This window comes from Bacillus cereus group sp. N6 (assembly GCF_016483705.1).
GTDB classification, from domain to species: Bacteria; Bacillota; Bacilli; order Bacillales; family Bacillaceae_G; genus Bacillus_A; species Bacillus_A wiedmannii.
On record NZ_JAEHBI010000012.1, the window covers coordinates 64,941 to 82,218 of the forward strand.

Here is a 17,278-nt window from a genome sequence, read left to right on the forward strand (position 1 = left end):
TTTTATTGTCATTTTTTATCGGTAAGTCGATATAATTTTATTTACCATGAACAGTGCACATTTACCGTGCACCATAGTCAATCTCTTTCAACTGACACCGCTTATTAAAGAATGTTTTATATCCAAGCTGTAAGAAGATAATAACAGCAAAGGCAGTACTTCCTGAAATACCAAGTATAATGGCGATTTGATATTGAATGGCTGTAAATGGTGATACACCAGATAAGATTTGACCAGTCATCATGCCTGGTAAGCTTATAATCCCCATTCCGACCATAGAATTGATCGTTGGTAAAATAGCAGAGTCAAAAGCGTCTCGTATGAGCGGCGCAGCGGCTTCTTTCGGTGTTGCGCCGAGCATAAGTGCGCCTTCAATTTGACCTCTTTGCGATTTCATATTATTTAAGAACGTATTTGCACCAAGGGAAACACCTGTCATCGCATTCCCAACTAACATTCCCGTAATCGGAACGATATATTGCGGTGCATACCAAGGGTCGTGCCCGATAATAACAAAGATAAATAGTAGAAGTGGGCCAATTGATCCGGCAACCATGGAAAGCGCGGCTACTCGTTTTAATTCTTTAGACATCGGGATATTGACTCGTTTATAAATATTAAAAATTGCAAAGGTAGTAATAGAAGTAATAAGAGCAATTGTATAAAATGGATTACTATTTTCAAATACGTATGTAAGGACATATGCAACAAGTACGAGCTGAATCGTCATACGGAATGTTGCGAGCGCAATTTGTTTTTCACGAGGAATCCCTTTTAATTTTACAAGTCCAATTAAAATAAGAATAAAAATATATGCAGCGGCAAGTTGCCAAATTTGGAGTTCAATAACGCCCTTCAACTGAGAGCACTTCCTTTCTAGTTGCACCGTTTGTTTTACTAATTTCAATAATATCGTCTGCAATTTCTTCTGGAAGTTGTTGTGAGTGTGTAATGAAGATAACTGTTTTTTCTTTTCTCTTGCTAGCATAGTAAATTGTTTCATAACGCGGCGTTCTGTATCGCTATCTAGTGCCGAGGTTGGTTCATCTAATAAATAAACAGGTGGATCCATAAGTACGATACGTGCAAAAGCAAGTCGTTGTTTTTCTCCGCCTGATAATGAATCAGCGTTGTCTTCTAAATTTTTTTCTAAGCTAACAGTCGTTAATGCGCTTCGCAAGGCATCATCATTTGGAAATGGTTTTTCAGAAAAACGAAGTCCCATTAATAGATTGTCTTTAATCGTTCCATCAAAAATAGGTGGCGTTTGCCCAAGCATGACTACGTCACGTCGTAATTGAATTGGAGGATAATCGGAAATTTGTTTTCCGTTATATTCAATTGTACCGGATGTTGGAGATTGCAAATCATTTAGCATGCGGAGCAATGTACTTTTTCCGCTCCCACTCTCACCGATAATACATGTGATTTTTTCTTTTTGAATCTGTAAATAAGGAATGTGTAGTATATCTTTATATGTAACGTCTTTTAATATAAACATAGATGGCTCCTTTCTGATTCTAGTTCTATCGTATCAAAAAAGAGAGGATAACGGTTATAAAGAACAACGTTTTTTCTTCGTCTTGAGTTCTATTAATAAGTTAAGTAAACGATCTAATTCTTGGCTGAAAGAAATCACTTTATCATGAGTGAATCCGTACTTTTCAACGAGATAGATCAATTCTATCTTCTTCGCTTCTATTCGATCGTTTAGTTTCGTTAAGTTCATAAGTGAAATGGAATACCTCCTGTAAAAGTATTTACAACATAAAAAATAAGACCGAATGACTTCGGTCTTAAAGGAAATAATAAAACAACTTATAAATAGCATACACTGTTTATCAATAGTTTTTAATATAAAAATGAAAAATAAATCATCATCTATATTGAGAAAGATGTGTCTGATAATTATATTTTAACTCATAAAAGAGACTGCCTATTTAGTAGACAGCCTGTAAAGTATTAACCTTTATGATATTTGTACATCCAAAGAAGACCGGATTTTAATAATCTCGGTACACGTCCCATTAATGGTTGGTTTGCTAGTAAACCGAAGCCGTGCTTCTTACCAAGAGAGCCGAGAACACCTTTTAATTTAATTACAGGTAGTTCGTCAGGAAGTGGTTCATTATTCCAACGTTTTAATAATATTTGGACAATTTGTTCTCCTTGACCTTCAGCAAGTTGTGCAGATGGAGCGTGTGGAAGTGCTGCGCAATCTCCTACAACATACACGTGCTCGTTATTTGGAATATTGTGATAATTTGTTAAAACAACCCGTCCGCTACCATCTTGTTCAACTGGAAGGTTTCGAACAACTTCATTTGCTTGAATACCAGCTGTCCAGACGATTGCATCACATTCAAGTGGTTCATCGTGGTTGTACACAATATTTGGTTCTACTTTTGTAATGTTAGAGTTTCGTATAATAGTAACCTTATGTTTTACGAACCATTCTTCTACGTATCTACTTAATTTCTCTGGATATGGGAATAGAATTCTATCTTTTCGATCAAATAAGTGAATTTTTAAATCAGAACGGCTTTCGCGAAGTTCACTTGCAACTTCAACGCCACTTAATCCAGCACCAACGACAGCTACTGTTGCGTTTGGTTCTAGACTATTTAATTGTTCATATGTCTTACGTGTTTGTTCAATCGATTGTAGGCTATGTGTATATTCCTTCGCCCCAGGAACGTTATGATATTTATCCTCACAGCCAAGACCGATAATTAAATCATCATATGGGATTGCTTCGCCGCCATCGAGATGAACAGCTTTTTCTTCGAGATCAATATTTGTTATTGTGCCGTATTGAATATTGAGGCGTGGGTGCTCGGGAAACGGTATACGAATATGTGTTTCTGAAATAGTACCCGCAACTAATGCATAATATTCAGTTTTGAAGCAATGGTATGGTACTTTGTCGATTAATGTCACTTGTACATCATCTGGAAGTTGGTTGCTTGGAAGTAGCCGCTGCAGAATTCTCATTCCACCGTAGCCGCCACCTAGTATTACGAGGTGTTTCATGATGGATTACCCCTTTTCTGTTGAAATATCCCCTAATCATACAATTTTATATTAATAAAATATTTTGACTTTACTCAATCAAATTATATCGAATTTGTGAACAAATAACAATGCATGAATGAATACTCTGTTGTACAATAAGAAGAAAAGCAAAGTAAACTGTTTTTCCTTTTTAATTACTATTTCATTGCGAGTAGCATGTTATATAAAATAAGTCCATCTACTTTGAAGTGAAATAGTGAAGTAACTAAATAGTTTAGAATGTATAACGAAAACAACAAGAGACAGCTTAGTTTTCTTCTTATAGATAGTCAGAAGGTAATTTGTTTTGTAGTACAGGGGGGAGAATTTTGATTAAACCATTAATTGAATTTTGTGTAGGTAACCTTGCGAGTGGTTCACAAGCAGCTTTAGAGAAATTAGAAAAAGATCCGAATTTAGATGTAATGGAATATGGTTGTTTAGGATATTGTGGTATTTGTTTTGAAGGGCCGTTTGCACTTGTAAATGGTGAAGTCGTACAAGGTGCTACAGTAGAAGAACTTGTCCATAATGTATATGAGTATTTGGATGAAAATCCAATGTTTTAAGGTGTTGCAATCAGCAGCACCTTTTTCTATTAGATAAAATCTTCTTTCGCGGGGGAGGATAATATTGTATATAAATAAAAAAAGGCCCTTGTAGAAGGGCTTTTTTTCTTACACAATTTGTGCAAGAATGGCTCATCGCCAAATGTTGTCAAATATGAGAAACGGGGGACATTCATATTGTGTTCTAAAAGCGTGCATTTTATACTTAAAATAACAAACTATTTTTGGAGTGAATACAAATGAGCCAATTTTCTTTTACAAAAATGCATGGTCTTGGCAATAGTTATATATATGTAAATATGTTTGAAGAACAAATTCCTGAAGAAGATTTAGTTCTTGTGGCGGAAAAGGTTTCAAATATTAATACTGGTATTGGAGCAGATGGAATGATTTTAATTTGTCCATCTGACGTAGCTCCGGTGAAAATGCGCATGTTTAATAATGATGGTTCAGAAGGAAAGAGCTGTGGTAACGGTTTACGCTGCGTAGCGAAATATGCGTATGAGCATAAACTAGTAGAAGAAACAGTTTTCAAAATTGAAACGTTAGCTGGTATTGTAACAGCGGAAGTAACGGTAGAAGAAGGGAAAGTTACATTAGCGAAAATCGATATGGGAGCACCGCGTTTAACACGTGCAGAAATACCGATGCTTGGTGAAGGTGAAACACCATTTATTCGTGAAAACTTCTTATACAATAATCATCGTTATGCATTTACAGCTGTTTCAATGGGGAATCCGCATGCGGTTATTTTTGTTGATGATGTAGAGCAAGCACCTCTTACAACACTTGGTCCAGTCCTGGAGACACATGAAATGTTCCCAGAGCGAGTAAATGTTGAATTCGTCGAAATTTTGAATGATGCAGAGATGAACTTCCGTGTTTGGGAACGTGGATCTGGTGTAACACAAGCTTGCGGAACAGGGGCGTGTGCTGCAGTTGTAGCCTCTATTTTAAATGGGAAAATGGAACGTGGTAAGGAAATTATAGTTCATTTAGCTGGTGGCGATTTAATGATTGCATGGACAGAAGAAGGTAATGTGTTAATGAAAGGACCAGCGGAAGTAATTTGCCGCGGAGTGTATGAGTACAAGATAGAAGCGTAAAGATGTATAATAGAATGAGAACAGAAAGGATGGTGTATTTCATGATTGAAGTAACAGAACAAGCAGCTTTTCAAATTAAAGATATGTTAAAAGATGCTGAAGATGGAGAGAAGTACGTGCGCCTTGCTGTACATGGCGGCGGATGTACTGGCCTTTCTTACGGCTTAGGATTTGAAGTAGAACCAAAAGAAGACGACACAGTTCTTGAATTTTTCGGTGTTGAATTTGTTATCGATACAGAAAGTGCTCCAATTGTTAAAGGAGTAAAAATTGATTATAAACAATCTATGCTTGGCGGTGGATTCACAATCGACAATCCAAACGCAATCGCATCATGCGGATGTGGATCATCTTTCCGTACAGCGACGAATGCTGGTAAGCCGGAAGAGTGCTAGTACGAAAAAGTGCGTCAAATCAACGTTTTTAGTATCGAGATATTAGCGTGAAATCTTTTCGTAAACATGAAGCGTATAGGGTGAGGATGGAGAATTGAGGGCGGTAGATAACGTTCGAAATTCGACCATACACAAGTAACTAAGTGTATCTACGTAACCCTACTGCGCATCTATAAGGATTAATAATACCGACCCTTCTTGACGGTGAATTACAAAATTCATTCGTTGAGGGGGTTTTTTTATTGGCATTAAAACGTAAGAAGAAGCGAGCTGAGCGCACTACGCACAAGTCGTACCCTAAGATAACCTTACGGCAAGCTCTCGATATAGCGATAGCAGGTAAAAAAGCAGAGGGTCTGCGAGAACGAACGCTAACAGACTATATGAAGATGTGGGGCTATTTTACCGATTGGCTTGCAGAAAATTATTCCGATATAGATTATGTTAACGAACTTACAGCAGATATTTTCCGTAACTATATTAACTATTTACAGTACGATGCCATACGTTACGATGGTCACAAGTTTATTACTAATCGAGAAGAAAGAGGGTTAAAAGAAACGACAATTAATATAAGGCTGCGTACTTACCGCTCAATGTTGAATTACTTAGAGCGTGAAGAGTTAATAGAGTACAATCCGATGGACAATGTAAGATTGTTGCGTCAAGACATAGACCTTACGAATTGTTTAACAGAGGATGAAGTAAAAGCGGTCTTAGCGCAACCTAATCAACGAGATTATGTAGGTTTTCGAGATTTTGTAATTATTAATTTGTTATTAGATAGCGGGTTACGTATTAATGAGGCTCTTAATTTACGAGTGGAAGAGATTGATTTTAAAACACGCTTTATAACGTTGACGGGTGAACGGAATAAAAACCGCAAACCTAGATATGTACCAATATCGGCATTTGTTGCGAAGCTCTTACTACAGCTTATCGAAGAGAATAGGGCGCATTTTAAAACAGACCGCATATTCCTTTCTTGCTTCGGTGAGTTACTAGGAGCAAATCATTTTAATAAGCGCTTAAAGTATTACGCAGAAAAGGCAGGTATTAAAGGTAAGAAGGTAACTGCGCATGTTTATCGTCATACGTGGGCTAAAAATATGATTTTAAACGGCTGTGATCCATTTACATTACAGAAAATAAAAGTAAAATCTTAGTGCAGTCGCAGTAAGATTCGGACTAGCTGTATTTGCGGCAAATATTACAGATATGATAGGTGCTTGGCGAAAGCGGAGAGGGAAATAAAAAAAAGCGGCGTTTATACGTCGCTTAGTTAATTGTATTATCTGTTTCTTTAATCTCATCATATGGCTCATGCACGTATTGAAAACCGTATCCCGCTTCTACAAGGACTTCGTCAACCTTTTCTAAAAACTCTTTGCCCCATTTAGTGCAACGATGTTTACCGTAGATTTTAATAACAAAATTATACCCTTTTACTTCGGGATATCTTTCGTAAACTTCTTCACTTTCTATAAAACCTAAATACAAATTGATTTTTTCTTGCAGTAACTCAATATGTTTTTCTTCATCAGTCCAGTCTAATTCATCAGCAATGACTAAATAGGCTATTTTTTCTTCTTGATTGTAGCCCATAAAGTCAACTTTTTCTAATTCATATAAAGACATAAAAACACCTCTTATCTATTGTTTTCTTCTAATTTCAACTTTAGTTGGAGGTATTTCCGTACCACCTACAAATGGTGGTTTTCCTTTACCTACAACTGTTGCGCCGTGTTCTTCAATTTCGGGAATCGCAATTTTTTGTTTTTTAGTAAGGGGAGCAGTTGGCGAACCTTTTGCTTCAACTATTCTTATATCTTCTAAATCTTTATTCGCCCCTAGAAAATCAAGCCTTGTCTTTGTCCCTGTTTTATTAGTCTTTAAAGTTATTTGTTCTACTACTGTATCTACTTCTTTTGAGAAGTCCTTATATACTTCTTTTTCAAATGCTCTCCCAGTTGCTTGATTTATTCCTATTTGTACCTGTCTTTGGGCTTTTACTGCTTCCGCGGTCTTGTCTATCTTTTTCGCAGTATCTACGGCATCAGCTACCTTTTTGGCACCTTTAACTACTTTTATTCCTTTTCCTAGCGGAGTAAGACCCGCAAAAACCATAACACCAGCGCCAGTGCGATCCCACCACGAAAGTTTTTCGCCAGTGTCAGGATCAACACCTTCCATAACGCGTCGCACATCGTATTCACCCGATAGCTCGCCCGCTAAGTCTCTAGCAGCTTTCTCTAAACTATCGTCACCTTTTTCCGAAGAAGATGCACTAGCTGCGGTCTCACCTTCAACTAGATTGCCGTCGTACTCAGCATCTGCCGTGCGGAATTTTTCCGCAGCTCTTTCTAGTTCGTCAGCTATTTTATCGAATTCCATTAAAACAGTGAACATTTTCGGCTTAGCTTCGTTAAACATTTGATAGAAATGTTGACTGGTTGCTCCTATCCAGGTCGCGGCAATGTGTTCTGTTTGATTATATAAATCGTTATGTATCTGTTCTAAGGTGTACCGTACGTCCTTTACTGTCTTGGCTGCTTGCTCTAAACGTTCAGGTGTTACTTTTATTTGTACCATACCATCCCTTCTTTTCTTAATATTTTTACAAAAAAATTATACCATATATATGCATTGGTCGATGTGTGATAAAAGGACATATTTGCGGTATGTAATGAAAGTTATCAAAAGCTATGAAAAGCTATTAATTTGCATTCGAATGTAATAGAATGTAGCGTTATCTACCATTTGATGTGCGGAGTAAGTTAGCGTTTTATATTTATGTGTAGCGAAAGTTGGTAAAAGTTATCGAAAGCTATAAAAGGTTAATTGATGTAAACTCGTATAATATTTTCGATGAAATAGCGAACCCCTTGCGACTGTAATGTTTACGATGATTTACGTGTAACTTAAATGGTTACGGAAATTTACAAAATAAGCGATGTCACGGGGGGAAATATCGTCAGATTGGCGTGTGTGTAGCGCTGTGGTTGGCGGCTATATAACTGCTGCTCGTTCTGCTGGAGGGAGGTCTTAAAACTCACGGGGTTTATTCTTTACGTACCTAATCATAAAAAAAAGACACCGCCAATTACTGCGCTGCCTCGTATTCTTTTATCTTCTTATAGAACGTTGCTTTCTTCATATTAACAGCCGTCATAAACTCGACTGCTTTTATCTTTCCGCCTTTCCAATCGCAGTATAAGTTATCCCAGTTTTCGGGAAGTGCCATAACAGGACGCCCGAGGTGTTTTCCCTTCGCTGCTGCTGCGTCGATACCTTCACGTTGACGCTCTTTTATCGTTCTTCTTTCTTGTTCTGCGATAGATGTATAAACCTCGATAATAATATTATTAATCATATCAATAACCCAGTCTTGGCCCGCTGGTATGTCTGCCATAGTCGTAGGTAAGTCGATGATTTTAACACGAATCTTTTCTTTCTTGAAGTATTCAAGGTATTCTTTTATCTGCGCTTTGTTTCTGCCTAGTCGGTCGATAGATTTTATATAGAGCGTATCACCTTTACGCATTGATTTAAGAATATTCTGAAAGCCCTCACGCTCGAAGTCCTTACCGCTAGTTGGTTGAGTAAGGAATTAGTATTTTTCATCTATTTTCTTACGATTGTTGTCTTTTGCATAATTAGAGGTTGGTTTATGTGTATGAAGAATTTTAATGAAGTAATAGCAACTCATCTGAGTTTAGAATCCGTACTTATTCCAATTGGTGATGGGATGACGGTTTCTAAAGTGAAGAAATAATTATTATCTTACAAAAGTGTAATGTTCATGTCATGTTTTTGAATTTCTTCTTTAAAGCTTAGGCTTTAAGATAACAATATAAGAAAAACACATGAGGTGAAGGAAATGAAAAGATATATTGCACTTTTTAGTATTTTAGTTGTATTTGCGAGCCTATTAGTTGGTTGTGATTTAAATCGTATGGGTAAAGATGAGTATTATGTTCAAATTACAGTAGATGGAAAAGAGTATAATGGTAAATCTGATAATGGTGAACCATATAAAGATTACGAATATAAGTTAACTGGTTTTGATAAAGACGGAAAAGAAAAAGAATTAGAATTCACAGCTCAAAAAAACTTACGTAAAGATGCATTCTTACGTGTATATCACTCAGATAAAAAAGGTGTAACAGCTTGGGAAGAAGTAAAGAAAGATGAGCTTCCTGCGAAAGTGAAAGAAAAACTAGGCGTGAAATAAGACAGAAAAAAGGAATTGACGAATAGGGTCAATTCCTTTTTATATTCTCAAAATCCTCTTCTGAAATGACTTTAAATCCATGTCTTTTGAATAAAGCAGTTGTTACCCCGTAACCAGTTTGTTTATTCCCGTTAAATTCTCCAGTGTAAATCGTAGAACTACCACAAGATGGACTGCGTTCTTTCAAAATAATATATTCTGGGTGTAAACCTTTCATTTGTTCTAGAGCTTTATAAGCACCGCTCACGAAAGCTGCTGTGACATCTTCACCGTCTTTTGTCACCACTTTTGCTTTTCCATCTAAAACGTCATCGCCATTCCCGCCAATAATTTCAGCTGAAGGACGAGGCGTTGGTAATCCTCCTAATACTTCAGGACAAATGAGGACTGTATCTTCTTGTTGCAGTAGCTCCTCTATTTTTGAAACGAGATTGTCATTTCCATCATACCGACAAGCGATGCCACCTAAACAAGCGCTAATTACGATCATATTGTCACCTCCAAAAAATTTTAAAATACCCCGCCAATTTTGCTTCCTGACTCTTACCTATAAATGAGGTGATAAAAATGGGAAGCTTATATAATTTAATGAAACCATATAGTGAATTTCGAAGTAAAGAAGAGTTTAATACATATCAGAGACAAATTTTGAAGTGCTATCGATTTGAATTAAATAAAACGGATACAACCATCATTCATTTTTTAGGGAAGTATGCGGTGAATGAGAAACAGAAAACAGTGGGAGTTGCTTGTCCATTAATGGAGACGATTGCTACAAAAGTTGGAAAGAGCATTCGTACAGTACGCCGTTCAATTGCAAAGTTAGAGGAACTAGGAATTATAAAGCGTGTTGCGACAAAAGAAAGACATAAGCGCGGCGGATATAGTGCGAACTTATATGTATTTCTTACATCTGCAATTGACCGCATGGATGACCGTATGAAACTGTCCGCATGTGAAAGTGATGATCGTGTAGATGGCTGTAGTAAAAATGAGCAAAAAAGTGAAGGGGAAACAATTTTTTCTAAAAACATTCCACAAATAAAAGAGAATAGAAAAGAAACGTACGAACTTGATGAGACGTATTGCCGTCATGATATACCGAAGCCTTTTATATACGCACTTGTGCCAATGACGCGTAATCCGAAAAAGATTAATATATTTTGGAGTAAGGTGGAACTTGCATATAAAAAGAGCGGGTTACTAGAGCAAGGTGTTTTACTGGAGCAAATATTAGCTGATGAAGAAGTGTATGGAAATTTCATTTGGCGAGTAAAGAGTGTTGTGAGAGCGTATAAATACGGGGAAATCCGTAAAAATGTGAAGGCTCTTTTATATAGTACAGTGCGGGATTTATTTTTAGAAATTGGATTAGAATGGGGAGCAGCCGTGAGAAGAAGTAAGGGGATGCCGTTATTTGATCCGTTTAAAAAAGAGCCATGCGTATAACACATGACTCCAAGTAGTTAATCAAACTTCCTTACAACTGGAACACGAATCGCTACAAATAGTACGAAGACGATAACGGCGATTGCACCGCTTTTCATAACGGTTACGATTGGAATTCCTATTGCAAGTGCGATTGATGTGAATGCATAAGAAAGCGGGATAAAGCCCATTGATGAGAGCATAAGTAAACTCATTACGCGTCCCATCATTTCTTCTTTTACTGTCGATTGAATCATCGCCATAAGCGGAACGATAGCCATTGCAATTGTAATACCGTAAAACATGCCACCTAATAACGCTTGCCACAGTACGGTGCTAAAGTTGATGGATAAGAAGAATACACCAGACAGTAGCATCATGATAATGCAAAATAGACCGCGTCTGCGATTAATATTTTTTAAACCGACAATGACAGCGCCTATTGCCATTCCGCCACCTACAGATGCTTCTAAGTAACTGAACTGAAGCGAGTCGCCGTGCAGAACATTTTTAACGAAAAGCGGGAAGCCGACTTGCATTGGACCGATTAAAAATAAGTTTAGAAAGGCGCTACAAAGAAGGAAAGTTGAAAGGAATGGTGATTCCTTTACATATAAGATTCCTTCTTTAATAGAAGTGAACATGCCTTTGTCTGTATTTTGCTGTTCTGGCATCGTAAATTGTATTTTTTGAACGAGTATGGCTGCAACGATTAGTAATAAAATCGTGATCGAAAAGATCGTTTCATAGTTCGTAAATTTGATAAGAATTCCGCCAAGTACAGGGCCTAAGATGACCGATGCTTGATTTGACATTTGTGTAAGTGAGTTTGCTTGTGTTAAACGGCTTTTTTCTACAAGTTCAGGCAAGATAGATCCATCAGCTGACCAGAAAAAAGCATCAGCAAGCCCGAAGAATAAAGCGAATAAAGCAAATGTATATAGTGTTACATCACCTACGATGAACCATGTAAGGATGGTTGCGACGAGAATAGCACGAATAATATTAGAATAAAACATAATGTTTTTTTTCGGGAATTTATCAGCTACAGCACCGCCGATAATCATAAAAATAAGCCTTGGAACACTAAGAGCTACGAAAACAACACCGAGTGAAGCCTCAAGGTTTAATGTTTTTGCTATGTACCACGTTTGTGAAAAAGTAAAAAAGGCTAAAGCAAAACTTGAAAAAAGAGTAGCTGCCCAAAGAAAAAGGAAATTCGTATTTTTTAATAACGGTTTCGCATTTTCTTTTAAAGCAGATTTATTTTGTTGTAGTTCCTCCATATTGCTTCCTTTCTATGTGACAAATTTAAACTGAAAAACCTATTAACAATCGTTTTATACAGTTTCTAATATTTCTATACTGCACTTTCTCATTGTAGACAATAATGTTGGGTTTGCACAGTGGCTATTTAACGACAAAAAAGAAGATACCAAATGGTATCTTCTTTTTTGTCGTTCAGGTTAATGCAATATAAATATCCAATTGTACGTTGGTTGGATCTGTTGCTTTTTCATCATAAAGCTCAAAGTCTGTTGTAAAAGCACGTTTGTTTTCTTTTGACCATTGCCAAATATATTCCCAAGCCTCACAAACGACTTCAGCAACTGGCCCCTTTCTCGTTGTAAATACCGCATACGTAGCAGCAGGTATTGTTAAAGTTGTCATATTTTCAGGTGCGTCTTCTAATGAAGAAACGGGCATACCGATCGTAAATTGATATGTACCAGTTTCATCTGATTCATAATTTGAGTAGAACGCGAATGTTTCTTTCGTTTGTTGATTTGGGATGTGATGCATCATTTGTTCTTGGAAGTATTGGTTCCAAAGCCCTGGAATTTTTCCTTCAGTAGATGCCTCTATTTCATTTGTCGTCGTAATCGAAATACCGATTGCTTGGAAAGCTTCTTTTTTTACGATAATAGGTTCTTTCATTTTAAAATATCCCCCTTATTGATAAGAACGTTTGTTCTTATTGATTGTAACATATTTTGGAAGGATACGGTAGCACAATAACAAAAGAACTCCTTCGCATAAAAGGAGCTCTTTTCATTTCTATATTAAAACATACTAGAGCTGTGCATCGGTTGAAGTTTTGCGTTTGGATCGAAGTAAGCTTTTGCATTGTTTACTGCTGTTGGTGCTTCACCGAAGCCGCAAGCAATGAGTTTTACTTTTCCTTCATATGTACAAATGTCACCAGCAGCGTAAATGCCAGGAATATTTGTTTCCATTTTCGAATTCACGAGAATGCTGTTTTTTTGTATATCTAAGCCCCAATTTTTAATTGGGCCAAGAGAGGAAACGAAGCCGTAGTTTACGATGACATCATCCACATCGATGATAATTTTTTCTTCCGTTTTTATATGCTGAAGAACGACTTGTTCAATGTTGTCATCACCAATGAGTTCTACTGGTATGTACGGTGTGCTTACTTCTGCACGAGAATTCATTAAGCTTTCTACGCTATGTTCATGTGCACGGAACTTATCACGGCGATGAACGATTGTAACTTTTTCAGCGATCGGCTCTAACATCATTGTCCAATCAACAGCTGAGTCGCCGCCGCCAAATACTACGACGCGCTTACCAGCAAATTTATTCATATCATCAACGAAATAATGTAAGTTTTTCTTTTCATACTTTGCTGTACCTTCTAATTCTAAGCGGCGTGGTTGGAAAGCACCATTGCCAGCAGTAATAATAACTGATTTAGAATAGTGAGTTTGCTTATTCGTAACAAGTTTAAATATACCGTCAGCTTGTTTCTCAAGCGTATCAACAGCTTCTTCTAAACAAACGGTTGGATCAAATTTCTTCATTTGCTCTTTTAAGTTATCAACTAGTTCTTGTGCGCGCACTTTTGGAAATCCAGCTACATCATAAATGTATTTTTCAGGGTAGAGTGCGGATAATTGTCCTCCAAGTTGAGGTAAGCTTTCAATGATTTTTACACTTGCTTGTCTCATACCGCCATAAAATGCTGTGAACAGCCCTGTTGGACCACCACCAATAATCGTTATGTCGTAAACTTTTTGATTTTCTGCCACTTTCATTCCCCCTATAGATGGAATTTTGATATTGATTTCATATATTGTTCATATGTACACGAAAATCCTGCAAATGATGACACTTTCAAATAAATGATAGCATATTTGAGTTCATAATACTTCTGAAAACGACTGAATTGTGTGTAAGTTTTCGCATAGATGCTTTTTTAATTGTATAAAATATGGTGAAAGGAAAATACATGAAAAAAAGGCTGAAAAACCCTTGAAAACGCTATGTTATTTTAAAATATTGATAATTCTCCAGACGCTTGAATTCTGGAATAAAACCGACTAATATAGGGAAGTATTATGTTAAATTTCTATGACAAAATTCGTACGATTTTTTGACTGCGTTTTGTTATGATATAGAATGTGATAAATTCCACATTCTTGACAAATATAGTTTTTAGTACTTGGTATTATTTTTCATTACTATTATATAAAGAAAAGGGTTGTGATTTGGTGAAGACTCCAAAAATCGTAGTTTTAGGTGCAGGTTATGGCGGGATGATTACGACTGTTCGTCTGCAAAAAGCATTATCTGTAAATGAAGCTGAAATTACGTTAGTAAACAACAACAGCTATCACTACCAAGCGACTTGGTTACATGAGAGCGCAGCTGGTACATTACAAGATGAAAAAATCTGTCTAGATATTCAAGACGTTATTGATACAAATAAAGTGAACTTTGTACAAGACACAGTAGTAGAAATTAAAGCTGCTGAAAAACGCATCATCTTAAAAGACGGCGAGCTAGAGTATGACTATTTAGTAATCGGTCTTGGTTTCGAATCAGAAACATTCGGAATTACAGGATTAAAAGAGCATGCATTCTCAATTGCTAACATTAATGCAACTCGTGAAATTCGTGAGCATATGGAAGCTAGTTTCGCTAAATATGCAACTGAAAAGCGCGATGAGTTAGTAACAATCGTTGTTGGTGGTGCTGGATTTACTGGTATCGAGTACGTAGGTGAGCTTGCAAACCGTGTTCCTGAACTTTGCAAAGAGTACAATGTACCACGTGAAAAAGCACGTATTATCTGTGTAGAAGCTGCTCCGACAGCACTTCCAGGTTTCGATCCGGCATTAGTAGAATACGCTGTAAAACAACTTGAGAAAAAAGGTGTAGAATTCCGCATCGGTACAGCAATTAAAGAAGCAACTGAAGAAGGTATTATCGTTGCAAACGGCGATGATACTGAATTAATTAAGTCTGAAACAGTAGTTTGGGCTGCGGGTGTTCGTGGTAACGGTATTGTAGAAGAGTCTGGCTTTGAAGCAATGCGCGGACGTGTAAAAGTTGATGAGTACATGCACGCTCCAGGATACGAAGATGTATTTATGGTTGGTGACGCAGCGTTAATCATTAACGAAGAAATTAATCGTCCATACCCACCAACGGCACAAATCGCAATTCAAGAAGGTTACAACATTGCACACAACTTAACTGTGTTAGTTCGTGGTAAAGGCGAAATGAAAAAATTCGCATTCGACAATAAAGGATCTGTATGTTCTTTAGGTCATGACGATGCAATGGGCGTTGTTATGGGCAAAAAGTTAACAGGTTGGAAAGCTTCCTTCATGAAGAAAGTTATCGATAACCGTTACCTATTCTTATTAGGTGGACCTTTATTAGTTCTTAAAAAAGGTAAATTAAAGTTCTTTTAATATATAGTAGAAAAAGCAGAAACGGCTAAGAGCTGTTTCTGCTTTTTTCATTTAAAAAATATAGTATAATATATAAAAAAGAAAGAATATTCTGTCCGTTCTGATAGAGGAGGGTATTACATCATGGAGAAGCGAGGGAAAGTATGGCTAGCTGTTGGTGGCTTAGTAGCTACAAAAGATGGCAGGTGGCTGTTCGTTAAGAAAAAATATAGTGGATTAAAGGGGAAATGGTCTTTGCCGGCTGGTTTTGTAAATGAAGGTGAGACGGTTGATGAAGCTGTGAAACGTGAAGTGTTAGAAGAGACAGGTATCGTCGCTCATGTGAAGGGGATCATTGGTGTTCGATCGGGCGTGATTCGCAATGAGATTAGTGATAATATGATTATTTTCCTTTTGGAGCCTGAAGGAGAAAACATTATTGTACAGGAGAAGGAATTGTCTGAAGTAGCATTTTTACATCCAGATACGATTGCGGACGATCCAAATACGTCTCTACTTATCAAATATTTGTTTGAAGGAAGATCAGAACTACATCTTGAGATGAACAAAACATTAGATCCAGGAGAGCAATTTGGTTATACAGCCTATCATGTATTTACGGCGCATGCGAAGGAGAGGGAGAAAGAGTGAGTATACCAGTACTACTTATTTCAATGATGTTATTTTTTATTTTGTTTTTTGGAATTGGATTTTTACTCAACATGATATTGCGAGCGACATGGGTAATGGTTATTGTGTATCCGATTGTTTGTATACTTATTATTAATAAGGCGAGTGTGTGGGATTATTTTTCAAAGCCGAAAGAAACATTCTCTTCATTTGGGACAAGTGTATCGCATTTAGGGCAGGCAGATGTGTTTATTCTATCTACTGGATTAGTAGGTGCTGCTTTAGCCGGAATTGTCATTAAGAAACTTCGGAAAAGCGGATATCAAATGTTTTAATCTCCAATTCATTTGGGGATTATTTTTTTGCATATTCCTTCATCGTATAGGGAATGATTAACGATGAAGGAGTGTGGAATATAAAAATGTTAAAACGATATTGTATTCGCATTATGATGACTTGTTTACTTGTATCCGCATTATGCGTAACATGGAATGCTTTCACAGGAGTTTCTTTATTAGAGATTGTAAAGAAATATGAGGGAACGAGTGCAAAAGAAGTACATGCAGCAGAAGTTAAGAGAAATGTTGCTCCGAGTAAAGAAGTGATAAATGCTTTAGAGCAGGCAAACGACTGGTCTAAATATCGTTCAATTGAAATGACTGCAACAGGTTATACGTCGGGAATTGAGTCAACTGGTAAGAGACCGGGACATCCGGAGTATGGTATTACATATTCAGGAGTTAAGGTGAAAAGGGATTTATATTCCACAATCGCTGCGGACTTACGCGTATTCCCAATTGGAACGATTCTATTCGTACCAGGTTATGGGTACGGTGTAGTAGCTGATAAGGGCGGTGCAATAAAAGGAAACCGTCTTGATCTGTATTATGATACGGTGAAAGATGTTTATAGCCAATGGGGTAAGAAAAAAGTGAATGTGTATGTAGTGAAAGTTGGAAATGGTAAGTTTTCAGAAGAAGAGTTAACGATGTTAAATCAAGATGAAACGATGCAAGTGTTTCGTGGTCAATATTTAAAACAAAGATAGTCTAGTGGTAATTACGCTAGACTTTTTTATTTTATAAATAGAAGAAATATGGATTATATAGGATGTAACAGAAGTTAGAATTGTCGCATTTTATCGAAAATAAAGTTATAA

Annotated in this window: 20 protein-coding genes and 2 pseudogenes; 11 read left to right on the forward strand and 11 right to left on the reverse strand. The window is 36.9% G+C overall.

All coding sequences use genetic code 11. The features are described from left to right. Nucleotides 1-61: 61 nt before the first annotated feature. From JDS99_RS31980 to JDS99_RS11665, 4 genes and pseudogenes are all read right to left on the reverse strand, one after another. Nucleotides 62-859 carry an ABC transporter permease gene (locus tag JDS99_RS31980; protein ID WP_000679254.1) on the reverse strand — a complete coding sequence of 266 codons (798 nt, stop codon included), beginning with the start codon at nucleotides 857-859 and terminating at the stop codon, nucleotides 62-64. Continuing rightward, nucleotides 843-1,501, reverse strand: a pseudogene (locus JDS99_RS31985) (ABC transporter ATP-binding protein). The gene JDS99_RS31980 and the pseudogene JDS99_RS31985 overlap by 17 nt, the downstream one beginning before the upstream one ends. A gap of 54 nt (nucleotides 1,502-1,555) precedes the next feature. Further along, complete coding sequence (locus JDS99_RS11660) at nucleotides 1,556-1,729, reverse strand: aspartyl-phosphate phosphatase Spo0E family protein (RefSeq protein ID WP_060488142.1); 174 nt, start codon at nucleotides 1,727-1,729, stop codon at nucleotides 1,556-1,558. A 233-nt stretch (nucleotides 1,730-1,962) separates the two neighbouring features. Further along, the gene (locus JDS99_RS11665; protein ID WP_199695109.1) at nucleotides 1,963-3,033 is read right to left on the reverse strand and encodes an NAD(P)/FAD-dependent oxidoreductase; all 1,071 of its coding nucleotides are present in this window, start codon (nucleotides 3,031-3,033) and stop codon (nucleotides 1,963-1,965) included. A gap of 350 nt (nucleotides 3,034-3,383) precedes the next feature. Here JDS99_RS11665 and JDS99_RS11670 point away from each other — a divergent pair, with 350 nt between their 5' ends. The 4 genes from JDS99_RS11670 to JDS99_RS11685 all read left to right on the forward strand — a co-directional run bounded on the left by JDS99_RS11670 (nucleotide 3,384) and on the right by JDS99_RS11685 (nucleotide 6,290). Then, on the forward strand, nucleotides 3,384-3,623 hold the full coding sequence (locus JDS99_RS11670; protein ID WP_000595024.1) for a YuzB family protein: 240 nt from the start codon (nucleotides 3,384-3,386) through the stop codon (nucleotides 3,621-3,623). A gap of 239 nt (nucleotides 3,624-3,862) precedes the next feature. Next, on the forward strand, nucleotides 3,863-4,729 hold the full coding sequence (gene dapF, locus JDS99_RS11675; RefSeq protein ID WP_000077407.1) for a diaminopimelate epimerase: 867 nt from the start codon (nucleotides 3,863-3,865) through the stop codon (nucleotides 4,727-4,729). A gap of 41 nt (nucleotides 4,730-4,770) precedes the next feature. Next, nucleotides 4,771-5,124 (forward strand): HesB/IscA family protein, encoded by a 354-nt coding sequence (locus JDS99_RS11680; RefSeq protein WP_000573830.1) that lies wholly within the window; start codon nucleotides 4,771-4,773, stop codon nucleotides 5,122-5,124. Nucleotides 5,125-5,366: 242 nt separating this feature from the next. Further along, nucleotides 5,367-6,290 (forward strand): tyrosine-type recombinase/integrase, encoded by a 924-nt coding sequence (locus JDS99_RS11685; protein ID WP_242016035.1) that lies wholly within the window; start codon nucleotides 5,367-5,369, stop codon nucleotides 6,288-6,290. A gap of 112 nt (nucleotides 6,291-6,402) precedes the next feature. Here the strand turns inward: JDS99_RS11685 and JDS99_RS11690 are convergent, their stop codons facing one another. From JDS99_RS11690 to JDS99_RS11700, 3 genes and pseudogenes are all read right to left on the reverse strand, one after another. Then, nucleotides 6,403-6,762 carry a DUF6572 domain-containing protein gene (locus JDS99_RS11690; protein ID WP_087986034.1) on the reverse strand — a complete coding sequence of 120 codons (360 nt, stop codon included), beginning with the start codon at nucleotides 6,760-6,762 and terminating at the stop codon, nucleotides 6,403-6,405. A gap of 15 nt (nucleotides 6,763-6,777) precedes the next feature. Continuing rightward, the gene (locus JDS99_RS11695; RefSeq protein WP_199695110.1) at nucleotides 6,778-7,716 is read right to left on the reverse strand and encodes a WXG100 family type VII secretion target; all 939 of its coding nucleotides are present in this window, start codon (nucleotides 7,714-7,716) and stop codon (nucleotides 6,778-6,780) included. Nucleotides 7,717-8,227: 511 nt separating this feature from the next. Then, nucleotides 8,228-8,716: pseudogene (locus tag JDS99_RS11700) on the reverse strand (recombinase family protein); the annotation flags it as partial. A 78-nt stretch (nucleotides 8,717-8,794) separates the two neighbouring features. Between JDS99_RS11700 and JDS99_RS11705 the strand changes: the two are divergent. Both JDS99_RS11705 and JDS99_RS11710 read left to right on the forward strand, forming a co-directional pair. After that, nucleotides 8,795-8,899, forward strand: coding sequence for a methyltransferase (locus JDS99_RS11705; RefSeq protein WP_242475727.1), 105 nt, complete (start codon nucleotides 8,795-8,797; stop codon nucleotides 8,897-8,899). 105 nt (nucleotides 8,900-9,004) lie between these two features. After that, on the forward strand, nucleotides 9,005-9,358 hold the full coding sequence (locus JDS99_RS11710; protein ID WP_106102082.1) for a YxeA family protein: 354 nt from the start codon (nucleotides 9,005-9,007) through the stop codon (nucleotides 9,356-9,358). 28 nt (nucleotides 9,359-9,386) lie between these two features. Here the strand turns inward: JDS99_RS11710 and JDS99_RS11715 are convergent, their stop codons facing one another. Continuing rightward, nucleotides 9,387-9,848: a 2-thiouracil desulfurase family protein gene (locus tag JDS99_RS11715; protein ID WP_088064707.1), complete on the reverse strand. Its 462-nt coding sequence runs from the start codon at nucleotides 9,846-9,848 to the stop codon at nucleotides 9,387-9,389. Between the two features lie 77 nt (nucleotides 9,849-9,925). Here JDS99_RS11715 and JDS99_RS11720 point away from each other — a divergent pair, with 77 nt between their 5' ends. Then, nucleotides 9,926-10,807 carry a helix-turn-helix domain-containing protein gene (locus JDS99_RS11720; RefSeq protein WP_199695111.1) on the forward strand — a complete coding sequence of 294 codons (882 nt, stop codon included), beginning with the start codon at nucleotides 9,926-9,928 and terminating at the stop codon, nucleotides 10,805-10,807. Between the two features lie 17 nt (nucleotides 10,808-10,824). Here JDS99_RS11720 and JDS99_RS11725 read toward each other — a convergent pair whose 3' ends face one another. The 3 genes from JDS99_RS11725 to JDS99_RS11735 form a co-directional block, all read right to left on the reverse strand. Next, on the reverse strand, nucleotides 10,825-12,072 hold the full coding sequence (locus tag JDS99_RS11725; RefSeq protein ID WP_199695112.1) for an MFS transporter: 1,248 nt from the start codon (nucleotides 12,070-12,072) through the stop codon (nucleotides 10,825-10,827). A 175-nt stretch (nucleotides 12,073-12,247) separates the two neighbouring features. Next, complete coding sequence (locus JDS99_RS11730; protein WP_199695113.1) at nucleotides 12,248-12,724, reverse strand: GyrI-like domain-containing protein; 477 nt, start codon at nucleotides 12,722-12,724, stop codon at nucleotides 12,248-12,250. A 125-nt stretch (nucleotides 12,725-12,849) separates the two neighbouring features. Next, nucleotides 12,850-13,839: an NAD(P)/FAD-dependent oxidoreductase gene (locus JDS99_RS11735; protein ID WP_048542263.1), complete on the reverse strand. Its 990-nt coding sequence runs from the start codon at nucleotides 13,837-13,839 to the stop codon at nucleotides 12,850-12,852. 462 nt (nucleotides 13,840-14,301) lie between these two features. Here JDS99_RS11735 and JDS99_RS11740 point away from each other — a divergent pair, with 462 nt between their 5' ends. From JDS99_RS11740 to JDS99_RS11755, 4 genes are all read left to right on the forward strand, one after another. Further along, entirely contained in the window at nucleotides 14,302-15,510 is a 1,209-nt protein-coding gene (locus JDS99_RS11740; protein WP_000856605.1) for an NAD(P)/FAD-dependent oxidoreductase, read from the forward strand. Between the two features lie 123 nt (nucleotides 15,511-15,633). Then, complete coding sequence (locus tag JDS99_RS11745; RefSeq protein WP_000415296.1) at nucleotides 15,634-16,140, forward strand: NUDIX hydrolase; 507 nt, start codon at nucleotides 15,634-15,636, stop codon at nucleotides 16,138-16,140. Next, nucleotides 16,137-16,454, forward strand: a complete 318-nt coding sequence (locus JDS99_RS11750; RefSeq protein WP_000027007.1) for a YuiB family protein — start codon at nucleotides 16,137-16,139, stop codon at nucleotides 16,452-16,454. The genes JDS99_RS11745 and JDS99_RS11750 overlap by 4 nt, the downstream gene beginning before the upstream one ends. An 86-nt stretch (nucleotides 16,455-16,540) precedes the next feature. Next, nucleotides 16,541-17,167, forward strand: coding sequence for a 3D domain-containing protein (locus JDS99_RS11755; protein WP_000920109.1), 627 nt, complete (start codon nucleotides 16,541-16,543; stop codon nucleotides 17,165-17,167). Nucleotides 17,168-17,278 lie beyond the last annotated feature (111 nt).

Bases quoted from the DNA above. Each gene is read 5' to 3' on its own strand.
- JDS99_RS11660 (WP_060488142.1), bottom strand. From the start codon at position 1,729: ATGAACTTAACGAAACTAAACGATCGAATAGAAGCGAAGAAGATAGAA.
- JDS99_RS11665 (WP_199695109.1), bottom strand. From the start codon at position 3,033: ATGAAACACCTCGTAATACTAGGTGGCGGCTACGGTGGAATGAGAATT.
- dapF (WP_000077407.1), top strand. From the start codon at position 3,863: ATGAGCCAATTTTCTTTTACAAAAATGCATGGTCTTGGCAATAGTTAT.
- JDS99_RS11680 (WP_000573830.1), top strand. From the start codon at position 4,771: ATGATTGAAGTAACAGAACAAGCAGCTTTTCAAATTAAAGATATGTTA.
- JDS99_RS11690 (WP_087986034.1), bottom strand. From the start codon at position 6,762: ATGTCTTTATATGAATTAGAAAAAGTTGACTTTATGGGCTACAATCAA.
- JDS99_RS11695 (WP_199695110.1), bottom strand. From the start codon at position 7,716: ATGGTACAAATAAAAGTAACACCTGAACGTTTAGAGCAAGCAGCCAAG.
- JDS99_RS11705 (WP_242475727.1), top strand. From the start codon at position 8,795: ATGTGTATGAAGAATTTTAATGAAGTAATAGCAACTCATCTGAGTTTA.
- JDS99_RS11710 (WP_106102082.1), top strand. From the start codon at position 9,005: ATGAAAAGATATATTGCACTTTTTAGTATTTTAGTTGTATTTGCGAGC.
- JDS99_RS11715 (WP_088064707.1), bottom strand. From the start codon at position 9,848: ATGATCGTAATTAGCGCTTGTTTAGGTGGCATCGCTTGTCGGTATGAT.
- JDS99_RS11720 (WP_199695111.1), top strand. From the start codon at position 9,926: ATGGGAAGCTTATATAATTTAATGAAACCATATAGTGAATTTCGAAGT.
- JDS99_RS11725 (WP_199695112.1), bottom strand. From the start codon at position 12,072: ATGGAGGAACTACAACAAAATAAATCTGCTTTAAAAGAAAATGCGAAA.
- JDS99_RS11730 (WP_199695113.1), bottom strand. From the start codon at position 12,724: ATGAAAGAACCTATTATCGTAAAAAAAGAAGCTTTCCAAGCAATCGGT.
- JDS99_RS11745 (WP_000415296.1), top strand. From the start codon at position 15,634: ATGGAGAAGCGAGGGAAAGTATGGCTAGCTGTTGGTGGCTTAGTAGCT.
- JDS99_RS11755 (WP_000920109.1), top strand. From the start codon at position 16,541: ATGTTAAAACGATATTGTATTCGCATTATGATGACTTGTTTACTTGTA.